This is a genomic window from Ruegeria sp. YTSA144 (assembly GCF_059610125.1).
In genome coordinates this window covers 31,256-52,662 of the sequence record NZ_JBXWNA010000015.1, presented here as the reverse complement: position 1 = coordinate 52,662, position 21,407 = coordinate 31,256, and the positions used below count along the sequence as shown (strand labels likewise).

Annotated in this window: 23 protein-coding genes and 1 tRNA gene; 12 read left to right on the top strand and 12 right to left on the bottom strand. The window is 58.7% G+C overall.

Going from position 1 to position 21,407, the window contains the following annotated elements; translation table 11 throughout:
• Window positions 1-125: 125 nt before the first annotated feature.
• A complete protein-coding gene (locus AC2FF8_RS19760) occupies window positions 126-827 on the bottom strand; it encodes an HAD family hydrolase (protein WP_496880540.1) in 702 nt (233 codons plus the stop codon).
• Window positions 828-920: 93 nt separating this feature from the next.
• Here AC2FF8_RS19760 and clpS point away from each other — a divergent pair, with 93 nt between their 5' ends.
• Genes clpS through hemF form a run of 4 tightly spaced genes read left to right on the top strand, consistent with a single transcriptional unit; the run spans window position 921 to window position 3,997 of the window.
• On the top strand, window positions 921-1,262 hold the full coding sequence (clpS, locus tag AC2FF8_RS19755; RefSeq protein WP_152456986.1) for an ATP-dependent Clp protease adapter ClpS: 342 nt from the start codon (window positions 921-923) through the stop codon (window positions 1,260-1,262).
• Between the two features lie 42 nt (window positions 1,263-1,304).
• Window positions 1,305-2,270 (top strand): class I SAM-dependent methyltransferase, encoded by a 966-nt coding sequence (locus AC2FF8_RS19750; protein ID WP_496880539.1) that lies wholly within the window; start codon window positions 1,305-1,307, stop codon window positions 2,268-2,270.
• A 36-nt stretch (window positions 2,271-2,306) separates the two neighbouring features.
• On the top strand, window positions 2,307-3,107 hold the full coding sequence (locus AC2FF8_RS19745; RefSeq protein WP_170347355.1) for an SDR family NAD(P)-dependent oxidoreductase: 801 nt from the start codon (window positions 2,307-2,309) through the stop codon (window positions 3,105-3,107).
• 5 nt (window positions 3,108-3,112) lie between these two features.
• Window positions 3,113-3,997, top strand: a complete 885-nt coding sequence (hemF, locus tag AC2FF8_RS19740) for an oxygen-dependent coproporphyrinogen oxidase (protein ID WP_496880538.1) — start codon at window positions 3,113-3,115, stop codon at window positions 3,995-3,997.
• A gap of 3 nt (window positions 3,998-4,000) precedes the next feature.
• Here hemF and AC2FF8_RS19735 read toward each other — a convergent pair whose 3' ends face one another.
• The gene (locus tag AC2FF8_RS19735; RefSeq protein WP_170347353.1) at window positions 4,001-4,408 is read right to left on the bottom strand and encodes a hypothetical protein; all 408 of its coding nucleotides are present in this window, start codon (window positions 4,406-4,408) and stop codon (window positions 4,001-4,003) included.
• 185 nt (window positions 4,409-4,593) lie between these two features.
• On the opposite strand from AC2FF8_RS19735, the gene AC2FF8_RS19730 reads away from it, so the two are divergent.
• Together AC2FF8_RS19730 and AC2FF8_RS19725 are read left to right on the top strand one after the other, a co-directional pair.
• The gene (locus AC2FF8_RS19730) at window positions 4,594-5,106 is read left to right on the top strand and encodes a toxin-activating lysine-acyltransferase (RefSeq protein WP_152456981.1); all 513 of its coding nucleotides are present in this window, start codon (window positions 4,594-4,596) and stop codon (window positions 5,104-5,106) included.
• Complete coding sequence (locus tag AC2FF8_RS19725) at window positions 5,107-6,033, top strand: Hint domain-containing protein (protein ID WP_496880537.1); 927 nt, start codon at window positions 5,107-5,109, stop codon at window positions 6,031-6,033. It abuts the gene before it with no gap.
• Window positions 6,034-6,035: 2 nt separating this feature from the next.
• Here the strand turns inward: AC2FF8_RS19725 and modC are convergent, their stop codons facing one another.
• Genes modC through modA form a run of 3 tightly spaced genes read right to left on the bottom strand, consistent with a single transcriptional unit; the run spans window position 6,036 to window position 8,610 of the window.
• The gene (gene modC, locus AC2FF8_RS19720) at window positions 6,036-7,136 is read right to left on the bottom strand and encodes a molybdenum ABC transporter ATP-binding protein (RefSeq protein WP_496880536.1); all 1,101 of its coding nucleotides are present in this window, start codon (window positions 7,134-7,136) and stop codon (window positions 6,036-6,038) included.
• Window positions 7,133-7,825 (bottom strand): molybdate ABC transporter permease subunit, encoded by a 693-nt coding sequence (gene modB, locus AC2FF8_RS19715; RefSeq protein WP_170347349.1) that lies wholly within the window; start codon window positions 7,823-7,825, stop codon window positions 7,133-7,135. The genes modC and modB overlap by 4 nt, the downstream gene beginning before the upstream one ends.
• 5 nt (window positions 7,826-7,830) lie before the next feature.
• A complete protein-coding gene (gene modA, locus AC2FF8_RS19710; protein WP_368040385.1) occupies window positions 7,831-8,610 on the bottom strand; it encodes a molybdate ABC transporter substrate-binding protein in 780 nt (259 codons plus the stop codon).
• 295 nt (window positions 8,611-8,905) lie between these two features.
• Here modA and AC2FF8_RS19705 point away from each other — a divergent pair.
• A tRNA-Val gene (locus tag AC2FF8_RS19705) sits at window positions 8,906-8,981 on the top strand.
• A gap of 70 nt (window positions 8,982-9,051) precedes the next feature.
• On the opposite strand, the gene AC2FF8_RS19700 is transcribed toward AC2FF8_RS19705, so the two are convergent.
• From AC2FF8_RS19700 to AC2FF8_RS19680, 5 genes are all read right to left on the bottom strand, one after another.
• Complete coding sequence (locus AC2FF8_RS19700; protein WP_496880535.1) at window positions 9,052-9,630, bottom strand: hypothetical protein; 579 nt, start codon at window positions 9,628-9,630, stop codon at window positions 9,052-9,054.
• A 12-nt stretch (window positions 9,631-9,642) separates the two neighbouring features.
• On the bottom strand, window positions 9,643-10,185 hold the full coding sequence (locus AC2FF8_RS19695) for a membrane dipeptidase (RefSeq protein ID WP_496880534.1): 543 nt from the start codon (window positions 10,183-10,185) through the stop codon (window positions 9,643-9,645).
• Between the two features lie 158 nt (window positions 10,186-10,343).
• The gene (locus AC2FF8_RS19690; protein ID WP_496880533.1) at window positions 10,344-11,522 is read right to left on the bottom strand and encodes a carbohydrate porin; all 1,179 of its coding nucleotides are present in this window, start codon (window positions 11,520-11,522) and stop codon (window positions 10,344-10,346) included.
• The gene (locus AC2FF8_RS19685; RefSeq protein ID WP_170347346.1) at window positions 11,519-12,283 is read right to left on the bottom strand and encodes a DUF3299 domain-containing protein; all 765 of its coding nucleotides are present in this window, start codon (window positions 12,281-12,283) and stop codon (window positions 11,519-11,521) included. Before AC2FF8_RS19685 ends, AC2FF8_RS19690 begins: the two co-directional genes overlap by 4 nt.
• A 25-nt stretch (window positions 12,284-12,308) precedes the next feature.
• Entirely contained in the window at window positions 12,309-13,706 is a 1,398-nt protein-coding gene (locus AC2FF8_RS19680; RefSeq protein ID WP_496798046.1) for an amidohydrolase family protein, read from the bottom strand.
• A gap of 142 nt (window positions 13,707-13,848) precedes the next feature.
• Between AC2FF8_RS19680 and AC2FF8_RS19675 the strand changes: the two genes are divergently transcribed.
• Together AC2FF8_RS19675 and AC2FF8_RS19670 are read left to right on the top strand one after the other, a co-directional pair.
• On the top strand, window positions 13,849-14,850 hold the full coding sequence (locus AC2FF8_RS19675; RefSeq protein ID WP_496880532.1) for a helix-turn-helix transcriptional regulator: 1,002 nt from the start codon (window positions 13,849-13,851) through the stop codon (window positions 14,848-14,850).
• A 489-nt stretch (window positions 14,851-15,339) separates the two neighbouring features.
• Window positions 15,340-16,338, top strand: coding sequence for a LacI family DNA-binding transcriptional regulator (locus tag AC2FF8_RS19670; RefSeq protein WP_257600035.1), 999 nt, complete (start codon window positions 15,340-15,342; stop codon window positions 16,336-16,338).
• On the opposite strand, the gene AC2FF8_RS19665 is transcribed toward AC2FF8_RS19670, so the two are convergent.
• Together AC2FF8_RS19665 and AC2FF8_RS19660 are read right to left on the bottom strand one after the other, a co-directional pair.
• Window positions 16,339-17,472 (bottom strand): Gfo/Idh/MocA family protein, encoded by a 1,134-nt coding sequence (locus tag AC2FF8_RS19665; RefSeq protein WP_496880531.1) that lies wholly within the window; start codon window positions 17,470-17,472, stop codon window positions 16,339-16,341.
• Between the two features lie 37 nt (window positions 17,473-17,509).
• On the bottom strand, window positions 17,510-18,613 hold the full coding sequence (locus AC2FF8_RS19660) for a Gfo/Idh/MocA family protein (RefSeq protein ID WP_496880530.1): 1,104 nt from the start codon (window positions 18,611-18,613) through the stop codon (window positions 17,510-17,512).
• Window positions 18,614-18,737: 124 nt separating this feature from the next.
• Between AC2FF8_RS19660 and iolC the strand changes: the two genes are divergently transcribed.
• Genes iolC through AC2FF8_RS19645 form a run of 3 tightly spaced genes read left to right on the top strand, consistent with a single transcriptional unit; the run spans window position 18,738 to window position 21,388 of the window.
• Window positions 18,738-19,706 carry a 5-dehydro-2-deoxygluconokinase gene (iolC, locus tag AC2FF8_RS19655; protein ID WP_496873942.1) on the top strand — a complete coding sequence of 323 codons (969 nt, stop codon included), beginning with the start codon at window positions 18,738-18,740 and terminating at the stop codon, window positions 19,704-19,706.
• Window positions 19,707-19,715: 9 nt separating this feature from the next.
• Window positions 19,716-20,552 carry a 5-deoxy-glucuronate isomerase gene (locus AC2FF8_RS19650; protein ID WP_496880529.1) on the top strand — a complete coding sequence of 279 codons (837 nt, stop codon included), beginning with the start codon at window positions 19,716-19,718 and terminating at the stop codon, window positions 20,550-20,552.
• Window positions 20,549-21,388 (top strand): class II fructose-bisphosphate aldolase, encoded by an 840-nt coding sequence (locus AC2FF8_RS19645; protein WP_496880528.1) that lies wholly within the window; start codon window positions 20,549-20,551, stop codon window positions 21,386-21,388. The genes AC2FF8_RS19650 and AC2FF8_RS19645 overlap by 4 nt, the downstream gene beginning before the upstream one ends.
• Window positions 21,389-21,407 lie beyond the last annotated feature (19 nt).

Genomic DNA, 21,407 nt, shown 5'->3' with positions numbered 1-21,407 from the left:
GTCAGGCCGCCCGAACATGGCTATATCTAGACAGATGCCGCCCAAAGCCCACCAGATGCGCGATTGAGGCAGAACTTGGTCAACGCCCGGCAGGGTTTTCGTGGAACTGCGGCCAAAAGGCAACATCACTTCAGGCTGTGCACCAGATCGGCCAGACCGCCCAAATCCCTCAACTCCCGGAATCGGGGACTGTCGACCGGGGCTTCAGCATGCTCCACCTCCCAGATCAGGCCGTGCGGGACATGAACCCCCCAGCTTCCTGCCTGAATCGGAGCCACGACGTCAGATCGCATGGAATTGCCAACCATCATCGCGCTCGTCGGGCCATCGCCATGCCGCTCAAATATCGACCGGTAAGTTTCAGGGGTCTTTTCAGACACGATTTCCACCGCGTCGAACAGATCGCCCAGACCCGACTGGGCCAGTTTCCGTTCCTGGTCGATCAGGTCCCCTTTGGTGATCAAGACAACCCGACACAAGCCGGTCATGCCTTCCACCGCGTCGCGGGCATGGGGCAACAGCTCGATCGGATAGGCCAGCATCTCTTGGCCGGCTTCGATCAATTGGCGAATGACCGAGGCCGGAACACGGTCGTCCGTGACCTCGATCGCGGTTTCGATCATCGATAGGACAAAGCCCTTGATACCATAGCCATAATGTCGAATGTTGCGCTTTTCGGCCGCCAGAAGCCGCTCCATCAGATGGTCCCGGTCGGCATGCTCGGCCAGCAATTCAGCAAAATGCGCCTGCGTCAGCTGAAAAAAACGCTCATTGTGCCACAGAGTATCATCCGCATCGAAACCGATTGTCGTCAGCTTGTCAGTCATCTCGTTTACGTCCGCTTGCTCTTTTCACCGGCCATCCCCACGTTATATAAGCGCGAAGATAAACCCCAAAACTGAATCGGACAGTTGCCTACGATGCTGGAAAAGACCTGGATGATGTCTGACGAACCGGACGACGACAGCGACGCGTCCGTTCTGGTGCAGACGCGCCCAAAAACCAAGCGTCCGCCTTTGTACAAGGTGCTGTTGCTGAACGACGATTACACGCCGATGGAATTCGTGGTTCATGTTCTGGAACGTTTCTTCGGCATGACCCATGCGGAAGCGTTCGAGATCATGCTGACCGTGCATAAAAAAGGTGTGGCCGTCGTCGGGGTCTTCAGCCATGAGATTGCCGAGACCAAAGTAGGCCAGGTCATGGATTTCGCCCGCAGGCACCAGCACCCGCTGCAATGCACCATGGAACGCGAAGAATAGGGCCTTTTGCCTGACAATCACCCATATTTGCCGGAATTGCCCATGTCCCCTCGCCTGGAACTTGCATTGCAGAACGGCCTGTCGCTGTCGTCGCCCCTTAGCGTGATCTGCCCTGTTCCGGCCCATGATCTGTCGGCGCTTCCCCATGAAGCGCAGGTGGTGCAACCGTTCAAACCTTTTTACGACCATTTTGCTGCGCAGGGCTTTGACACGGTGCCCGAGGCAGACGACCCTTGCCAGGATGCCATTGTGTTTTTGCCGCGCGCCAAGGCGCTGGCGCGGGCAATGATCCATCTGGCCGGTTCACGAGCCCGCGGCGTTGTCGTGATCGATGGCGCAAAGACCGATGGCGTGGACAGCATTCTGAAAGATGTTCGCAAAAGGATCTCGGTCGAAGGACCTCTGTCCAAAGCACACGGGAAAATCTTCTGGTTTCAGGCTGACCCGCAGAGCTTTGCAGATTGGGCTGCGCCAAAGACACAGATCGTCGATGGGTACCACACGGCACCGGGTGTGTTTTCAGCGGACGGGATCGATCCCGCTTCGGCCATGTTGCTGAAGGCCTTGCCCGCCAAGCTGGGGCCGCGCGTGGCCGATCTGGGTGCCGGATGGGGGTATCTGACCGCAGAGTTACTGAAGCGCGACACTGTGAAATCCGTACATCTTGTCGAAGCAGATCACACGGCCCTTTCCTGTGCGCGCATCAACGCCTCTGACCCGAAGTCCCGGTTTTATTGGGCTGACGCCGTCACCTGGTCTGCGCCAGAGCCGATGGACACCATCGTAATGAACCCCCCGTTTCACACCTCACGCAGTGCCGACCCTGCGCTGGGGCAGGGTTTCATCGCAGCAGCGGCACGCAATCTGACGCGCAACGGAACGCTCTGGATGGTGGCAAATCGCCATCTCCCCTACGAAACCACTCTGAACGAACACTTCGCTCGGGTCGATGAAGCCGCCGGCGACAACCGGTTCAAGGTGTTTGAGGCCTCTCGCCCTCGGCGATAAGGCCAGCTAACCTGCCCCCAATTCAGGAGGATTCGGATGTCCTTTTCCATCGCAGGCAAGACAGCAATCGTTACAGGCGGAGCCAATGGCATCGGGCTGGCCATAGGTCGGCATTTCGCGGATGCGGGCGCAAATGTCATGTTCGCCGATATAGATGAAAAACGTCTGATCGATGAGCTTGGGGAACAGGCAGAAGACGGCAATATTCGCTACTTCGCAGGCGATCTGCGCGAAAAACTGACCATTGCCAATTTGCTGTCGGCAACACTGGATGCGTTTGATCAGGTGGATATTCTGATCAACGGCGCGCGCCAGGTGATCCAGTCTGATCCGCTGGACCCCGATGACGATTCGATGCGCACCTTGCTGAACCAGAACTTGATGCCTGCGCTGCGGCTCAGCCAGCTGGTCGCGAAACGCATGATAAAACAGGCCGGGGATGACGATGAAAACCCGGCCGGATCGATCATCAACCTGTCATCCATCGCGGCCCGCCGCACGCATCCGGACCTGATGGCCTATTCCGTGTCTACCGCCGCGCTGGATCAGTTGACACGTTCACTGGCCGTGGCGTTGGCGCCGAACCGCATCCGGGTCAATTCGATTGCGCTCGGCTCGGTCATGAGTGCATCCCTGCAATCGACCCTGAGAGAGAACCGAGAATTCCGCGACGACATCGAAAAGCACACACCGCTTGCCCGCATCGCGTCGGCCACCGAATTGACGGAAACTGCGCAGTATCTGGCATCGGATGCAGCCGGATTCATCACCGGCCAGATCCTGACAATCGACGGTGGCCGCACATTGCTTGACCCCGTTGCCGCACCTGCGCATTAAGACCCATGTTCGAAACAGAAAAAAACACCGCCTCTGCCTGGTTCCGTCAATTGCGCGACGACATTGTCGCCGCATTCGAAGCACTGGAGAACAGCCACGACACCGGCCCGTTTTCCGACGCAAAACCCGGCCGCTTTGAAGTGAAGGAAACCAAACGCCAGTCCGAGGACGGCTCTGACGCAGGGGGCGGTCTGATGTCCGTGATGCGAGGCGGGCGCGTGTTTGAAAAGGTCGGGGTCAATGTCTCGACGGTTTACGGGACCCTGGGCGAGCGTGCACAACAGGCAATGGCAGCGCGCAAAGGCATTCCCGGGATGACCGAAGACCCGCGTTTCTGGGCCTCGGGGATCAGCCTCGTGGCGCATATGCAGAACCCCCATGTCCCGGCGGTGCACATGAACACCCGCATGTTCTGGACCCCGCACGCCTGGTGGTTCGGCGGCGGGTCGGATCTGAACCCCTGCATCGAGTATGATGAAGACACGGCGCATTTCCACGCGACCCAAAAGGCTCACCTGGACCCGCATGGTCCCGGGCACTATCCACGCCTGAAAGAGTGGGCGGACGAATATTTCTATATCCCCCACCGCAAACGCGCACGCGGCGTAGGCGGCATTTTCATGGATGATTACTGCACCGGAGACTGGCAGGCCGATTTCGCCCTGACGCAGGATATCGGTCGGGCTTTCCTGCCGGCCTTCCTGCCATTGGTTGAAAAGCGGCGCGTACAGGGTTTCTCGGACGCCGACAAAGACACCCAGCTGGTGCATCGCGGTCTTTATGCGGAATACAATCTGGTCTATGACCGGGGCACCAAGTTCGGACTGGAAACCGGACATGACCCGGACGCCGTTCTGATGAGCCTGCCGCCGATGGCGAAATGGGTCTGACGCTTAGAACGTGTCCATGATGAAATTGTCATAGCAGTAGTTCTGCGCCGACGACGCCGACATATTGGCCCCAACCTTCCTGACGGTGATGGAATATCCCGGCTTGGTATCCGCCCCCGGCGGCGGGCTCAGCGAGAATTGCACGGTCCGGACACCGGGTTCATAGGCGCGCCAGATATAGATCCGCTGGTTGTTTGGCACACCCAGCGAGCGGATCGCGTAATCCCCGATCCCACACCAATAGTTCACGGGCGCCGACGATCCGATGGCCTTGACCTCGTAGACACCGTTCGGCAAGGCTGTGATTTCCGTGCGAAATTGTGGCCGAACGGACAGACCGAACCCAACGGCCTCGGCCATTGCAGGTATCGATAAAAGCACGGCAGCAGCCAAAGTCTTGAATGAACGCATAATCCAGATATCCCGAAACAAGGGTCCGATACCAATAGCATAGCCGGGACGACCTGCGAGTAAAGCAGGACAGGCCAACGAAACGGTAACACTGACCACATCAAAGAATTTATTCTACCCATATTGCAGGAAAGCAGTACACTCGCGGCAGACTTTTGGTTCCCGTTACACTGTTGGGCATCTCTTTGAGCAAGACGTTTCCAAAAGACTGGTTCGATTTCACGCCGGAAAAATACGCGGATCTGGGCGCTATGTTCTATCTGGCGGGTTTGACGAAAACACATCAGAAACGCAGTCTGGCGCAGGTTCTGTACGCGTTCGAAACCCCGTTTCGCCTAGGCCAGTACCATATCTTCCGGCAGCACGGATTCCCCCGAGGTTTTGTCACCTTCGCCGGGCTCAGCCCCGAAGCCGAGTTCCGATATGCGGTGAAAGAAAAACCCCTTTCAGACACGGATTTCACCAGCGGATCATCCTTCTGGATCATTGATCTGGTGGCTCCGTTTGGACAGACCAGCCAAATTGTTGATATCCTCAAGCAGGAAATCCCGCACCCGCGTGTGCGCACCAACCGGATGGACAGTGACATGACACGCAATCGGATTGTCGAATGGACGCGGGATGAAGCGGGCGAGGTTCACATGCGCCTGTATCGCAAGAAGGAATTTGAACGCGTGTTGCAGCAAGGCGAGGGTTAATTGGTTTCAGTTCCGATCACAGGTGAACTGACCGGGGATGTGACTGGTTTCCCGCCCAACGTTGAGACGGGGCAACCCACTCTGGACAATGGAAACTTCAACCCGGTCACGCAAACCTGGACGATTGCGGCACAGCCCGCCAACGGTACCGCCTCGATTGACCCGAACACAGGAGAGTGGACCTATACCGTCGACCCGACATTTTTCGATGGCCTCGACAAAGGCGAGGTTGTCTTCGATTCTTTCTTCATCAGCGTCTCGGGTACAACCCAAGCCGGCCCATTCACCCTTCCATTCACCGGCACACCGGACCCGGTTGAAGTGGTCATCAGGATTGAAGGCGTCTGTTTTGCGGCCGGAACTCTGATCGAGACTGAAAGCGGCCCGCTTGCGATCGAAACGCTGGGCACAGGTCATATGGTGGCCACTGCCGATCACGGTCTGCAACCTATCCGCTGGATCGAAAGCAGCAGGATTCCACGCGAACGATTATGCGATGAACCTGCTTTGCGCCCCGTTCGTATCTCGGCGGGCAGTCTGGGGCCGAACGAACCCGCTTGCGACCTTCTGGTGTCGCAACAGCACAGAATTCTGGTAAAGGGCCCGAAGGTCGAGTTGCTTTTCGGCGCATCCGAAGCCCTGGTTGCCGCCAAACACCTGTGCGGATGGCCCGGCATTGGCATCGATACATCTGTTGAAGCCATCGAGTATCTCCACGTCCTGCTGGACCGCCACGAAATCCTGAGCGCCAACGGAGCGCTGGCCGAAAGCCTGTTTTTGGGGGAAGAGGCGCTGTATGCCTTGTCCTCTGACGCGTTGCGGGAGCTGGCCGCAATTTTCCCGGACAGGCCGACCTCGGGTCATATCGGATTCGGGCGCGCGGCTCGTCTGATACTGCGCGAACACGAAGCCCGCGCGCTCGCCTGAGACTAACTACCGGCCACGATATGTCCGCCGACATCCTGCGGGGCCAACGCAACCGTCTTGATCACCGCATGACATGTGCTGCCCGGTTGCAGGTTCAGGGCCACAACAGATCGGCGCGTGACCCGCGCCAGCACATTGCCCGCCGGAGTCCTTACGGACACGATCGCACCGGGTCCCTCGCCCGACCGGATCTCTTCGACAGTACCGCTGAGCACATTCAGCGCCGAAAGCCCCTCGGGTTTTTTGTTCGACAGGATCACTTCCTGCGCAGGAATACGAATACGCAAGTTGGCTCCGATCTCATGTGCGATACGAGGCAGAAACAACCGCGCGCCATTGGCATTCAATTCCGTCAGCCCATCGGAATGATGTTTTGCAACCTGAACCTGCAACACGGCCCCGACGGCACGGACACCCGTAGGGGCCACAGACGGGTCGGCAAGAACTTCGGATGCGGGCCCATGACGAACGGCCTTGCCATCCTGCAACGCAACGACGGACGTTGCCAATCGGGCCACTTCAGCAGCCGAGTGCGTCACATAGAGGATCGGAACCGAAACCTCATCCCTGAGGCGCTCGAAATAGGGCAGGATTTCCGCTTTTCGCCCATCATCCAGTGCCGCCAGCGGTTCATCGGCAAGGATCAATCGCGGGCTTGCCAACAAGGCCCGCCCGATGGCGACGCGTTGTTTCTCTCCGCCTGACAACCCGGCAGGTCTGCGGTCCAGCAGATGACCGATGCCCAGCATGTCGATGACCTTGTCGGGGTCTTCGCGCCGTGTATTCTTCGGCGCGAACCATCGCCCATAGGCAAGGTTCTGGCGCACGGTCAGATGAGGGAACAACCGCCCTTCCTGAAAAATATACCCCAATCGCCGCCGATGCGGCGGCAGCCAGAGCCCCTGTTCCGTGTCGAACAGAACCCAGTCATCTACCGCCACCCGGCCCGCCCGGGGCCGCAGCAACCCTGCGACTGCGTTGACGATGGTGGTCTTGCCCGATCCCGAGCGCCCGAACAGCACTGTTACGCCGGGGGGTGCATCAAAACTGACGTCCAGATCGATCCCCGGCAGATCATGGTGCAACCGAACAGACAGGCTCATGATCCGGCCACCCGCGCGGCGGCGCGGCGTCCCACATATTCTGAAAGCAACAGCGCGCTCATCGCGATGACAATCGAGATCAGAACCAGCCGCGTCGCAGCGGCCTCGCCGCCCGGGACCTGCAAAAACGCGTAGACAGCCGAAGGCAATGTTTGCGTCTGACCCGGGATGTTGGACACGAAGGTAATCGTCGCACCGAATTCACCCATGGCCTTGGCGAAGGCCAGAATAGCCCCGGCTATGACCCCTGGCAAAATCATCGGCAAGGTCACCGTACAAAACACCATCGGACGCGACGCGCCCAGAGTTGCCCCTGCCTGTTCCAGCTTCGGGTCCACCGCTTCGATCGACAAACGTATCGCCCGGACCATCAAAGGGAAGGCCATGATCCCGGCGGCAAGGGCCGCGCCTGTCCAGCGAAAGGCCACTACGATCCCGAACTCGGCCAAGATCCGCCCCAGCGGCCCTTGAATGCCGAAGGTCAGCAACAGCAGGTATCCGGTGACAACGGGCGGCAGGATCAAAGGCAAATGCACCAGACCGTTCAAAACCTGTCGCCCGGGAAACCGCCAACGCGCCAGAGCATAAGCGACAAATATCCCAAACGGCAACGTCGCCAGCGTCGCCCAGAAGGACACGCGCAATGAAAGTTTCAAGGCTTCTACTTCGGCAGGTCCCAACCAATTCAAGGCAATCACCTGCCCGGCAGGGTAAATCCCTGCTCCAGAAATACAGCCGTGACAGCATCCGTCTTCAGGTGTTCAAGGAAATCGTGTGCTCCTTCTTTTGCATTGAGGGTCAGGGCCGCAGGGTAAATTATCGGTGGATGCAGATCGGCAGGGAAAGTCGCTACGACCCGGACCCTTTCTTCCACCCTGGCGTCTGATTGGTACACGATCCCAAGTGGCGCGGCCCCTGCCGCAACCAGAGCCAGCGCAGCGCGCACATTGTCGGCCTGCGCCACCTGTGTCCGCACAGCTTCCCACTGGTTCAGGCTCTGCAAAGCAGCTTTGCCATAAATCCCGGCAGGCACCGCGTCGACCAGTGCCATGGCCAGATAGCCTTCTTTCAAGTCCGCCCTAAGGTCATATCCGGGCTGGATTTCACCCATTTGCGCATGATCTTCAGCCCCGACCAGAACCAGACCGTTGCCCAGCAGATCCACTCGAGACTCTGTCCGAATTAGACCATCCTGCTCCAACACATCCATCCAATCCGTATTGGCCGAGACAAACACATCCGCAGGTGCGCCTTGCTGAATCTGCCGCGCCAGAACCGACGACGCCGCATAGGAAACGGAAACGCTCTGACCGGTCTGGTTTTCGTATCCGGCAACGATTTCGTCCAATGCGGTCTTGAGGCTGGCCGCTGCAAAGACCAGAATGCCTTCTGCACCGGCCCGGATCGGGGCCAGCGCCGTCACGCCAAGGACCAATGCCACCATCCAAAATCGGCGGGCGAAGGATAGGGTCATGTAAACTCCCGACCGGTTTGTTTCAGTCTCTCCGGGGATATCGGACGCCACCGGTGGCGCGCAAGCGCCTTTGGCCATTTACACGTGATGGGTCGCAGGTTCAGCAAGGCGTTTTCCATCGATCTGTCTGAAAATTAGGCTGTGCACCTTCCGGCCCGAAAGGCGCCCAGAGCACCCGCATGTTCTGCCTACTGCTTGCATGATGCCCCGTTGATCGGCCGCCGAAGACGGAACGCAAGAAAATCTTCCAGACCCTCTTGCACCTGCCCGCAGGCTTGGCTAAATGCAGCATCACGGGTGATTAGCTCAGTTGGTAGAGCGCTTCGTTTACACCGAAGATGTCGGGAGTTCGAGTCTCTCATCACCCACCATCCTTTTCCCAAAAATTTCTGCGCTGTTCCGTATCCGGGGCCAATCATCATTGAGGCCGATCCTGGACATCTATCGCGAATAGAACCCTTCTCTCAGTTCCTGTCTGAGACGCAGGCGCTGGGGGTATTCTTTCAGAAATCGTTCGGGGGGCTTGCCTTCCCACACTTGCGCGTAAACCCGCATCGTGTTGCCGCCATAGATCTTTTCGAGGTCTTCATCGGAATAGCCGCGCGCCCAAAGATCATCGGTGATTGCCGCAAGTATCTTGGCCAGTTCACCGTTACCGGTGGCCCCCTTGTTGAAGGCGTCGATCATATAACCGCCATCATCATACATGCTTGCGTTTTCAGTGGCGAACTGCACGACAAGCTCGGTCGAGAACATATCATCCGTTGCGATCCCGACGTGGTCCACTCCGACAAGCTGGACATAATAATCAATCATGTCAGCGGCCTGTTTGGGTGAGATATCTTCAGGCCAAACGCCGTCCATCATCCACTCGGTGAATGTGGGAGAAATGTAACCCCCCGATTTGGCCGCACGCAGGGCCTCGTCGTCGGGAATGGCCCGATAACACCCGCGTGGCGTCGCACCGGGTTCGTTCGCGTAAAGGCCGGCGGGGACTGAGTGGGTGTAGACATAGGGCACGCCCGGATAGTTCTAGTCCATGTAGTCCATGGCGTCGTTGGCTGTTTTGGATCCGGTGTGGCTCAGGTCAAGCAGGATACCGAACCGCACCATTTCATCGATGACCGACTTCCCCCAAGGTGTCAGACCGATGTCGCGCCCGTTATAGGCTGCCAACTGTCCCGACCCGGTGCGGAAGATATCGTTGTAGGCCAGGATCATACTCTTGATCCCCATATCCTTTAGCAAGGCCATCTTCTTGAGGTCGCCGTTCAGGATTGTGGCAGTTTGGCTGTTCCAGATGACGGCCGTCTTGCCTTGAATATGGGCGGCCTCGATATCACGGGTTTCGTTCACGATCAGGTAGTTTTCCGGCTGCTGCGCCATCGCCGACCGGAAGTGGTAGTGCTGATCAAGAAAGGTCTCAAAAGACATATCCGCTGCGGCCAGCGTCATCTCGTGACCTGTTATGCCGTTGTCCCGAGCGCGCGCGAAGTAAATGTGCAGCTGTTCGTCTTCAGTCCACCCGGTGCCGTAGGGACTGGCCAACATGCCAAGCACGATTGTGTCCTTCACAAATTGCTTCGCCTTATCTGACGCATCCCATGTCTTGCTTTCCTCGCTCGCGTGCAGCGCGGCACCGAATACGATTGCAATGGCGCTTGCGGCCAACAAAGTTTTTATGACTGAGCCTCCCAAATTGGCTTCGTGTGAGTTGCAGCTTTCGAGCCGCATCAAAAAACGATCCGGGTTCGCAGGCTGAACAGCGTGATGCTATCCTGATTGGGGTTCAGCAGCGGATTGGAGATGAACTGTAGCGACGGCGTGATTTGCAGCCCGGGTGAGATCGAAAAGCGATAGAATGCTTCCAGCGTGAACTGACCGCCGTCGATGTTTCTTGCCTCGGCCCAGTTCAAACCCAAACCGGCCAGATCTGTGTTTCGACCGTAATAGCCCAACCCGGCAGAAACCGAACGATCATACAGCGCTGCCGTGCCTTTCGACGCCCCTGCCCGAAAGAACGGCATCCATTTGTTGTCGACAAACCATGCCGCGGAAAACACACCCCCGTAATCTTCTGCACGGCTGCCATCGTCGGCCGCATCCGCATGCCAGAGGGTCAGGTGGATATTGTCGAAATAGATGCGATCAAAGCCCGACGTGTAGCCAATTTCAAACGATTTGAAGAGATTGCCATCGCTGAACACGTCAAGACTTGGATCAGACGGATCGGCGTTTGCGTCTGCAACGCTGGCAACGGCATAGAAGTTTTCGTTCAGCTTTATCCCACCGGCAATGCCAATTCCCTGGTTGGGCGTGTTGATTGTCGGGTTGGTGTTGAACGACAGGTTTTGGAACCCGCTGTAGGGGCTGACCAACCCATAGATATCCACAAAGTCCGTCACATCAATCTGGCCGACTTGCAGCGTCCACGCGCCGTTCTCGGCCCTTTGGGTCCAGAACAGGTTGGTCAGCAGCAAACCGCTGTCGTTGAAGGCAGTCCCGGTGATCGACAATGCGCCTCCGTCCAGCCCGAGGAATTGCGGGGCAACATCGGTGTATCCGTGCCGATCTTCGATTTTGAATGTCAGAGAACCCCGCTCGGTTGCCTGCCAACTGCCGTAGACGCGAGCGATTCCACCTGCGGCTTCGCCAGTTCCCAAATCAGCGTTCGTGGATTGGCCCAGCGCCAGGTAATCCACGTTGAAACGAAACCCGCCCTCGGCCAGCCGGTCTTTCCACCGAAACCAACCCGGCGCGATATTGCGCGGAAACTCGGAACGGTATTGCGGATCGGTCAGGCCATCGCCAGGTTTCAGCTCGGCCTCGACCGAAGAAGGCCCGGACAACCCCTGGGCACACGCCATACCCGCGCAGGCAATACTCAATGCGGCAACAAGGCGCCCTATCATTCCGACGCCTTTGCGCCGCCGGTTTTGCGATTGCCGGCAGCTCGGACGCGATCGGCTGCACGCTGCCTCCATTCCAGACCGTCGGCCTTTGTTTCCAGCGTTTCGACGCTGTCCGTCTCCAATTTGAAGGTCGCATTCATCGGCACAGGCCCATCCACGACCATTATGTTCTGAACCGAGGGTTCAATCGTCAGCGTACCAGTGAGCCGAACAGGTTCATGGAAGTAACTGGGGGCCCAGTCGCCGTTCAACCGCACCCGGATCATCTGATTGGGCGGAGGCGGAGGCATGTGGCTGCACATCCCGCGTTCCGGTACCAAATACGCCACTGCTCGCCCGTCCGGATCGTTCGGCGCGGGAATGGCAAAGCCCGTCAATGTAACCGTCTGGCCATCGAATCGCGGATTCCCCCTTGTTCCTGCCTTTTTTCGCCGCTCTTTCACATCCTCGCGCTGATCGAGCAGCCAATCGACATCAACGCCACCCTCGGCCAAGGCGTCTTCGGTCTCGGTCAGAAGCTCTTGCCATTTCTGTCTTTCCTCGACGCTGCCGACATCCTGCTGCAACCTGCCGCGCAAGCGCACGACGAAAAGGACATCGTCAAACTGTTCAGGGCTGAGATCACGATAGGGGTCATCGAACACCTGCACGGACGGGTCCGGAAGGTCAGACCAGTCAAGCGTCGCATGGGGCGCTGCCATTGCGGAATGACCGCTCAGGACCAAGCCAGCGAAAACTGCGGCGCGAAACCAAGGGACCATGAAATCTCTCCAACCGTTTTTGGGGTCACTCCAGCGTGTTCTTGTATATCACACCGTCCTTCATAATCAGTCGGATCGTTTCCGGGCTTTCCGGCCTCGTTTCGGCGCCAAACCATTGATCCCCGGTTCCAACGACGGAAAAGTCTGCAAGCGGGTTTCCGTCGATCAGCAGGATGTCAGCATAGGCCCCTTCCTCGATCACACCCAGTTTTCCGGCCGTATACGGGTTCATGAAATCGCCGGACAGCGCCACGATCTCGCCGCCGATCGACGTCAAAGTCACCATCGACTGATAGGGCCCGAAAAACTCATTGTTCAGGTGTTTCTCATAGGCAATCTGGATATTGCAAGCCTCGACCGAACCAACACAATCGGTCTGGAATCCCCGTTTCACCGGGCATTCCTTCATATTGTCGATATAGCCTGCAAATGTGGCCGAGGCGGATTTTGCCTTGGCCAGGCTCGACGGCACGTTTGCCACAGCCGGAATGTCCAGCAATCCGGGGTCGAAGGCCGTCAGGTTGGTGGTAATGTAGGCCCCTTTTTCGTTCATGACCCGGGCAATGTCACAGTCGAACGAGAATCCATGTTCGATCGACATCACACCTGCGTCGAGCGCTGCGAGGATTGCTTCCTTGCGATAAGAATGCGCCATGACATAGCTGCCATACTCATTTGCCACTTGCACGGCGGCCCTGATTTCCTCGGGAGATCCGGCCAGCAATTGCCAGGGGTCGAAGGCCGAGACGACGCCCCCGGATTGCATGAATTTCAACTGTGTCGCACCCATTCGGAAATTGTTGCGAGCAAACCTGTAAACGTCATCCACGCCGCTGACTTCCTGCGCCATGTTCAGGCGGCTCATGTTGGTCTCCGAGCCCGGCGGAGCAGTAAAATTGGCAAAGTCAGCGTGACCACCTCGCGTACCGATGAACGCACCTGACGGAAAGAAACGCGGGCCGTCGATTTGCCCCGCCTCAATTGCCCGGCGCAGCCCGCCATTGGCCCCACCTGCATCCCTGACCGTGGTGAACCCCTGCATCAGGTACATTTCAGCCATTCGTGCGCCATGAATGGCAAAGTCTTCCCATGTCACGTTGGCTTCCATCGCGGGCAGAGTGGGCCCCATCAGCATCAAATGGGCGTGGGTCTCGACAAAGCCCGGGCTCAACGTCCGCCCTCCGCCGTCAATCACAACGGCATTGGGCGCGTCGACCGCTTCGGTTGAAACAGTCTTGATCAGGTTGCCCTCGACCAGAACATTGGCATTCTCGATACGCTGTTCATTCACGCCATCAAAGACGTGTACATTGGTGAACAGCGTTTGAGGATCTTCTTGATCCTGAGCCTGCGCAGCCGCCGAAAAACCAAAAGCTGCCGCAACCATTACCGCCGGGCCAAGGGACATTCGCATGCTGGTCATAGGTTCTCCCTTCACATTCATGTTTTGCCAAGTGTAGCCCGAAAACTCTTGGGCGGGTTGCCACTTTTGGACTAACATGTGCGAATGTGGCCGCAAAAAGGGCCACTGAACGAAACCATTGGTTCAAACAAGGGTGACGGGCGTGCCACTCGGTTCCACTTCTGAAGCGCATAGCGAAGGCTTTATCCGCCTCGCGCTGGCCGCCCCTTTTCTGCAATATCTCACCGACCGCAGGATCAATCCGCAACCGGCCTTGGATCAGGTCGGCTTGAAGGCCGACCTGCTGTCCGACCCATCTGTCTATGTCCACTCAGAACTGGTCTATGGTCTGTTGAATGCCTTCTCCGAATTGTCAGGGGATCGATACATTGGTCTGAATGTAGGAGAGACGTTTGACCTGCAAGGATGGCAGCCATTCGCCCGGTCGCTGCAATCCTCGAACACGCTGTTCGAGTTTTTTGCCCGGTTCGTCAGGCTTGTGCCACAAGAGTCAAACGCCGTGCGGCACAGCCTTGTCGTGGAAGCTGACAAAGCGATCTATCGGATCGAGCGGCAACAGGAACCCACCGTTCCGCCGGTTCAGGTTACCGGGTTTGGGGCTGCCATCTATGTGCGCCTGTTGCAAAGCATGGTGGGAAACGCGTGGGATCCGTCCCGAGTGCGATGGGAAAGCAGATACATCCTTGGCTTGCCTCTCGACTACAAGGGTATCGAAGTCGGCCTTGGAACCAACCCCGGAATGCAGATCAGTTTTCCCGTGGAATGGTTGTTTTTGCACCAGGCGGCAAAGGATCCCGAAGCGCCGAAAACCACGACCCGGCACAATGAAGACGTAACCGTGGTGGCCGCTTTGCGCTCTGTCCTGCGTGGAAAACTGGACGAGTCAGAACTGGGGCCGGAGGTTGTGGCCGGATTGCTGGGTATCCAGCCCGAGCGGTTCCTGAAAGCACTTCACAATCATCAGACAACACTTCCCCGAGAACTGAGGCGGCTGCGGGTCGATGTCGCCAAGGAGTACCTCAGAGAAAGCAAAAAGACAGTTGCCGAGATCGGACTCATGCTTGGCTATTCCGACAAGTCCCACTTCACTCGGTTTTTTCGAAGCCAGACCGGAGTGACGCCAACCAAATTCCGCCTTGGATAGAAACTACGCTGCGAATGGGCGGATTGGCGTTCCACTGCTTCCCTCATGTTTGTCCACCAAGGGATGGCAAGGGTTGAAAAAGCAATTGCCCCATGGCCCTTTTGGCGACGCATGCCTGTTTTGGCTTGATCGAACGTGACCTTGAAAACGGCAAGAAAGGATATGCCCTTGAACCGTCCCGCAGTTTGTGCAACTTCAAATCGCTGACAACACCAGGCATCTCTGGGAACTTGTGCGCTTGGTGGCAATGCAAGACTGCGTCTTGGTGCATCTGCGGATTGGAAAATGCGCTTCGGTTATACTGAAGATGTCAGGAGTTCGAGTGTCTCATTACATACCTTTTTGCGTTCAAAGTCTCGACACTCAAGCAGGGTTGAACCGTCGAAGCAGAGTTGCAACCGGTTGCAAGTTCAGGTCGATGATGCATAATGCTCGGGCAATGCCAAACTTACCTGCTTTCCTGCCTCGCTGTAATCGGAGTCCCGCAGCGTGAGCGTAACTCTGAAAGACGTGGCCGCCTTGGCTGGCGTTTCACGCTCTGCCGTGTCGCGCACCTTTACCGAAGGTGCCTCGGTTTCCGCAAAAACGCGCAGCAAGGTTGAAAAGGCGGCCCGTGAGCTTGGCTACAGCCCCAATGCTCTGGCTTCGTCTCTGACGACCGGGCGCACCAAACTGATCGGATTGATTTCGAACAACTTTCACAACCCGATTTTCCTGGAAGTCTTCGACCAGTTTACACGCGCCTTGCAGGAACGCGGCCTGCGCCCGCTGATCGTGAACCTGACCGACGAGACCGAGCCCGCCAATTCCGTGCGCATGCTACGGCAGTACTCGGTGGATGCGGTGATCGTCGCCTCGTCAACCCTGCCGCCCAGCTTTGCCAAGGCGTTCCACGACGCGGGTGTGCCGGTGGTGCATACGTTCGGACGGTCGGCGACCTCGCCCGAGGTGCATGTGGTCGGGATCGACAATGTGGAATGCGGGCGCATGGCCGCGCGCGAGCTGGTCGCGCGGGGCTATGCCAGCGTGGGCTATATGGGCGGGCCGGTCGATGCGACCTCGTCGCTGGACCGGCAGCGGGGCTTTATCGAAGAAATGGCCAACCATCCGCATATTCCGGTCAGCCACTCCTTCGCCGGGGCTTATTCCTTCGAAGCGGGGCGGGCCGAGATGTTGCGCCTGCTGGCCGGTGACCCGGCGCAGGCCTATTTCTGCGGCGACGACATCCTTTCGATCGGGGCGCTGTCGGCGCTGGCTGATCACGGGCTGAAACCGGGTTCTGACATCGGGATCATCGGCCTGAACGACATGGAGATGTCGCGCTGGGAATATATCAACCTGACGACCATCCATCAGCCGATCAAGCAGATCATCACCTCGTCGGTCGATCTGGTGGAAGAGATGCTGAAAACGCCCGACCGCTACCCCGAGGCGCGGATTTTCCCCTGCCGGGTGGTCGAGCGGGGCACGTTGCGGCCCCGCCCCTGATCAGCGGAACATCGGCGGGCGGGCATCCTGCCAGGCACCATCTGCTTTGCCCGACGCAACAGCCGCGTGGACCGCGGCGATCGATCGCACGCCATCGGCCGCGTTGGGCAGCCCATCCCGGCTTTCACCGCGGATCGCATCCGCCAGATCGCAATAGATATTGGCAACGGCCAGCGGGAAGCCTTCGGGGTGCGCGATGGCGACCCGAGACAGACGCATGGCGTCGTCATGCAGGCCGCCCTCGCCCTTTTCGATGATCTGGGTGCGCCCACCGACCGGGGTATAGATCAACTGGTTGGGTTGCTCTGACGCCCAGCGCAAACCGCCGGTTTCGCCAAAGACCTGTATGTCAAAACCATGCTGGCGCCCGATCGCCACTGAGGATGTCCAAAGACGCCCGACCGTGCCGCCTTCCATACGGAAGTTGATCATTGCATCGTCTTCCAATTCCCGGCTTGCGATCGTTGAGGCCATATCGGCCGAAAGCGTCTTCACCTCATCATCGCAGATAAAACTGGCCATATGCAGGGCGTGAATACCGCAATCGGCGAACTGCCCGGAAACCCCTGCCATCGCAGGATCATAGCGCCACCGCACACGCGGATTGTCCGCATCGGTGGCATCCCCGTGGTGGCCATGGCTGAAATTGGTCACCACAAGACGCACCTGTCCGATTTCGCCCGCGCGCACCATCGCGCGGGCCTGACGCACCATGGGATAGGCCGAATAGCAGTAGTTCACCGCGCAGATCTTTCCCGATGCTTCGGCGACGCGGACTATTTCCTCACCCTCTTCCACGGTCATGGTCATCGGCTTTTCACACAGGACATTGAAGCCTGCTTCAAGATACGCCTTGGCAATCTCGAAATGGGTCGAGTTGGGTGTGGCGATGGTCACCAGGTCAACCGGGTCTTCACGGTCTTTCTCGCCTGCCAGCATCTCTTGCCAGTCGCCATAGGCGCGATCGGCCGCAACGCCCAATCGCTGCGCGTATTCCCGGCCCGCTTCGGGCCGGTGATCCAGCGCGCCAGCGGCAAATTCAAACAGCCCGTCAGCCTGTGCCCCCAAGCGGTGCGCGGGGCCAATCTGGCTGCCTTCACCACCACCGATCATGCCCCATCTCAACTTAGCCATGGTCATTGTCTCTCATTAGAACTTTTAGGTTGAGCGATCAGAAATCGCGGATGTCTTTCCACTGCCGCTGCTCTGACGACGCCAGGGCGGCAGCAAGCACGCGGTTGACCTCATGCCCGTCGCGAAAGGTGGGCCAGGTGGCTTTTCCGGTGTGGATGGCCTGAAGAAAGTCTTTGGCCTCGATAATGATCTGGTCCTGATAGCCCGTTCCATGGCCCGGACCCTGACAGAAGGGCTCGTAATCCGGATGCGCCGGGCCGGTCAGGATCTTGGCAAACCCGCGCGTGGCTTCGGGCCCTTCCCGCTTATACAGCCACAGCGCGTTCTGGTCTTCCTGATCGAAGCGGATCGCGCCCTTTGTTCCCGATATTTCATAAGCATAGCCCATTTTTCGCCCCGTCGCGACGCGGCTGAAATACAGGTTGCCCATAACCCCGTTTTCGAACCGGCACATCATCTGGGCATGGTCGTCGTTTGTCACCTCACCACCAGGTCGGGTTTTGTGAACCGTTTCTACATCCGCCATCACCTGTGCGATGGGTCCAACCAGTGCCAACGCACCGTTGACCATGTGCGGTGCCAGATCTCCGATTGTGCCATTGGCCATGCCCGTCGTGCGCCAGGTCGCCGGAGCGCGTGGGTCGGCATAGAAATCTTCGGTGTGCTCCCCCCGGAACCAAGTGACATCCCCAATCTCTCCGTCGGCGATCAGCTGCCGGGCGAATTGGCTTGCGGGCGTGCGAATATAGTTGAACCCCACCATGTTGACCGCACCCGAAGCCTCGGCAGCAGCAACCATAGCCTGACTGTCCGCAAGCGACGCGCCCAATGGCTTTTCACACAGAACCGGTTTGCCCAGTGCAAAAGCCGCTTCGGCAATCTGACGATGCGTGGATTGAGGCGAGGCGATGACGATTGCCTCGACCTGTGGGTCCTCAACCAATACACGCCAGTCGTGGGTCGCGCGTTTGTACCCGTAGGCTGTCCTGTAACGTTCAGCGCTTTCGGGGCTGGAGGCACAAATGACCTCGAGCCGGGGTCGCAATGCCGTGTTGAACACCCCACCGACCGCAGACATGGCTACGGAATGGGCCTTGCCCATATAGCCGCCGCCGACGATTCCAATTCCGATTTCAGGCATCTGCAACGGCTCCGAACATATCATTTGCAACCGGTTGCAAAATCAGTATCGTGTGAATCGATTCAACGCAAGGTCCAAACTTTGCCGACCCCACTCTGCCGGAGGACAAAACTTGAGCGCTTTGATGGATGGTATCAAAGGAAACCGCTTCGCCGTTCTGGGTCGCGCAGGTATGGACCTGTACGCCGACCCGATCGGCGTCAGAAGCGAGGATGCCGACACTTTCCATGCCGATCTTGGCGGGTCTTCCGCCAATATTTGTGCCGGGTTGGTCAAGTTGGGCAGTGAGGCGTCGCTGATCACGTCCGTCTCGGATGATGCGATCGGACGGTTCTGTCTGAACCGGTTGCGGCATTACGGCGTGGACACATCCTATATCCGCGTTTTGGGCGGCGAATACCGCATGTCTCTGGCGGTGTACGAAAGCCGGACCGAGGATTTTCAGAATGTGATCTATCGCAACGGGGCCGTTGATTTCCAGGTCACCGAAGAGGACATGGACAAGGTCGATTATTCATCTTTCTCAGCAATCATCTCGGCTGGAACGGTCTTTGCGTCCGAACCGTCGCGCAGCGCCACATTCCGGGCATTCGAGAACGCCCGGAACGCAGGTCTGCCGATCATCTTCGATATCGATTACCGCCCCTACAGCTGGCCCTCGGCCGAGGTGGCTGCCGAAGTTCTGTCGCGGGCCGGTGACGCCAGCGACCTGATCGTCGGCAATGACGAAGAGTTCGGGTTCATGGCCGGCGGCATCGAAAAGGGGTTTGCCAAGGCCCGGGAACTTGCTGAAAAACCCGGTCGGATCGTCATCTACAAGATGGGTGAAAAAGGCGCTGTCACGTTGGTGGACGGGCAAGAGCTGCGAACGGGTATTTACCCGGTTACGGCTGTCAAACCCAACGGGGCCGGCGACAGTTTCATGGCCGGTCTGCTGGCCTCGATCGCGGCGGGGCACGATCTGAAAGACGCAGTCATGCGCGGTTCGGCCTGCGCGTCGATCGTGGTGTCGCATCCCGGTTGCGCGCCCGCCATGCCGACGACCCCGGAACTGGACGCGTTCCTCGCTTCTCATCCCGGCCCGGCCACATAGGAGAACCCCATGCATATCGCGCCCTACGACAACCAGAACAAACCCATCGTCGATGTCGATGACCCGACCGTGCCGCTGAACTATTTCAACATCGTCAAGTTGAAGCGGGGCGAAGCCTTTGAATACCAGGTCCCGGGATACGAGACCTGCATCGTGCCCGCCACCGGCAGCGTCGACGTGGAGGTCGAGGGCGTGCGCTTTGCCCATCTGGGCAACCGCGGCGAAGATGTCTGGGATGGCGAGCCCGAAGGCGCCTATGTTCCGTCGGGGGCCAGGGCGCAGATGGTCTGCGTCTCGGACACGGCCGAGGTGTTCGTGGCCGGCGCCAAATACGACAAGGTGCTGGACCCGTTCGACGTGCGCGAGCATGACCTGGTGCAATATGGCAGCGACGACACCAAGACCCATCGCAAGATCAAGCATATCCTGGGCCAGAAACAGCATGACAAGGTCGGTCGCCTGCTGGTGAGTGAGCTGTTCACCGTGGGTCAGGGCGGCTGGTCGGGCTTTCCCAGCCACAAGCACGACACCAACCGCCTGCCGGACGAGACCCGGCATGACGAAACCTACAATTTCCGTTTCAAACCCAACTGGGGCTCGGGCCTACAGATGCTGCAACGCGAGAACAACGAACCGGGCGATGCCTATCACATCGTCGATGGCTCGACGATCTGCATCGACAAGGGGTATCACCCCTGCTGCGTGCTGCCGGGATACGAGATGTATTACTTCACCATTCTCGGCGGGCTGACCCAGCGGTCGCTGGTGCAGTACTTCCAACCCACCCATGCCTATCAGATCGAAACGATCCCGGGCATCAAAGACATGATCGCCAAGTTCAAATGACCCTCGCTACGCTCAAAGACGTCCTGCAACCGGCCTATGAACAGGGCTATGCTGTCGGCGGCCTGGTGACGCTGGGCTGGGAGGACATGCGCGCCTATGTCGCCGCGGCCGAGGCCGAGAACGCCCCGGTGATCCTGCAAGCCGGCCCCAGCTGCCGCGAGCACACGCCGCTGCCGATCCTGGGCAAGATGTTCCGGTATCTCGCCGAAAACGCCTCGGTGCCCGTCGTGGCGCATCTGGACCACGGATATACGTTCGAAGAGTGCAAGATCGCGCTGGACAGCGGGTTCACCTCGCTGATGTTCGACGGATCGCGCAAGCCCTTGCAGCAGAATATCGACGAAACCGCCGCGATTGCCGAAATGGCCCATGCCGCCGGGATCTCGTGCGAGGGCGAGATCGGCTTTGTGGGCTATTCCGGGGGCGAAGGCTCGGCCGGGACCGACCCGGACGAGGCAGCGACCTTCGCCACCCAGACCGGCGTGGATGCGATGGCGATCTCGGTCGGAAACGTCCACCTTCAGCAGAACAAGGAAGGTGGTCTGGACGAGGACCGCATCCGCCGGATTCAGGCCGTGACCAACGTGCCGCTGGTGATCCATGGCGGATCGGGCGTGCCCGTGGAACAGCGCGCGCGGCTGGCGCGCGAGACCTCCATCTGCAAGTTCAACATCGGGACCGAGCTGCGCATGGCCTTCGGCACCGCCCTGCGCGCGGCCGTGAACCGCGACCCCGACCGGTTCGACCGGGTGACGATCCTGAAGGAAACCCACGATCCGGTCGTGGCTGCCGCCCGCACCGTGATCCGCGCCTTTGGTGCGCCGCCGCAGCGCTGACCGTCCCGGCCTGAGCCGT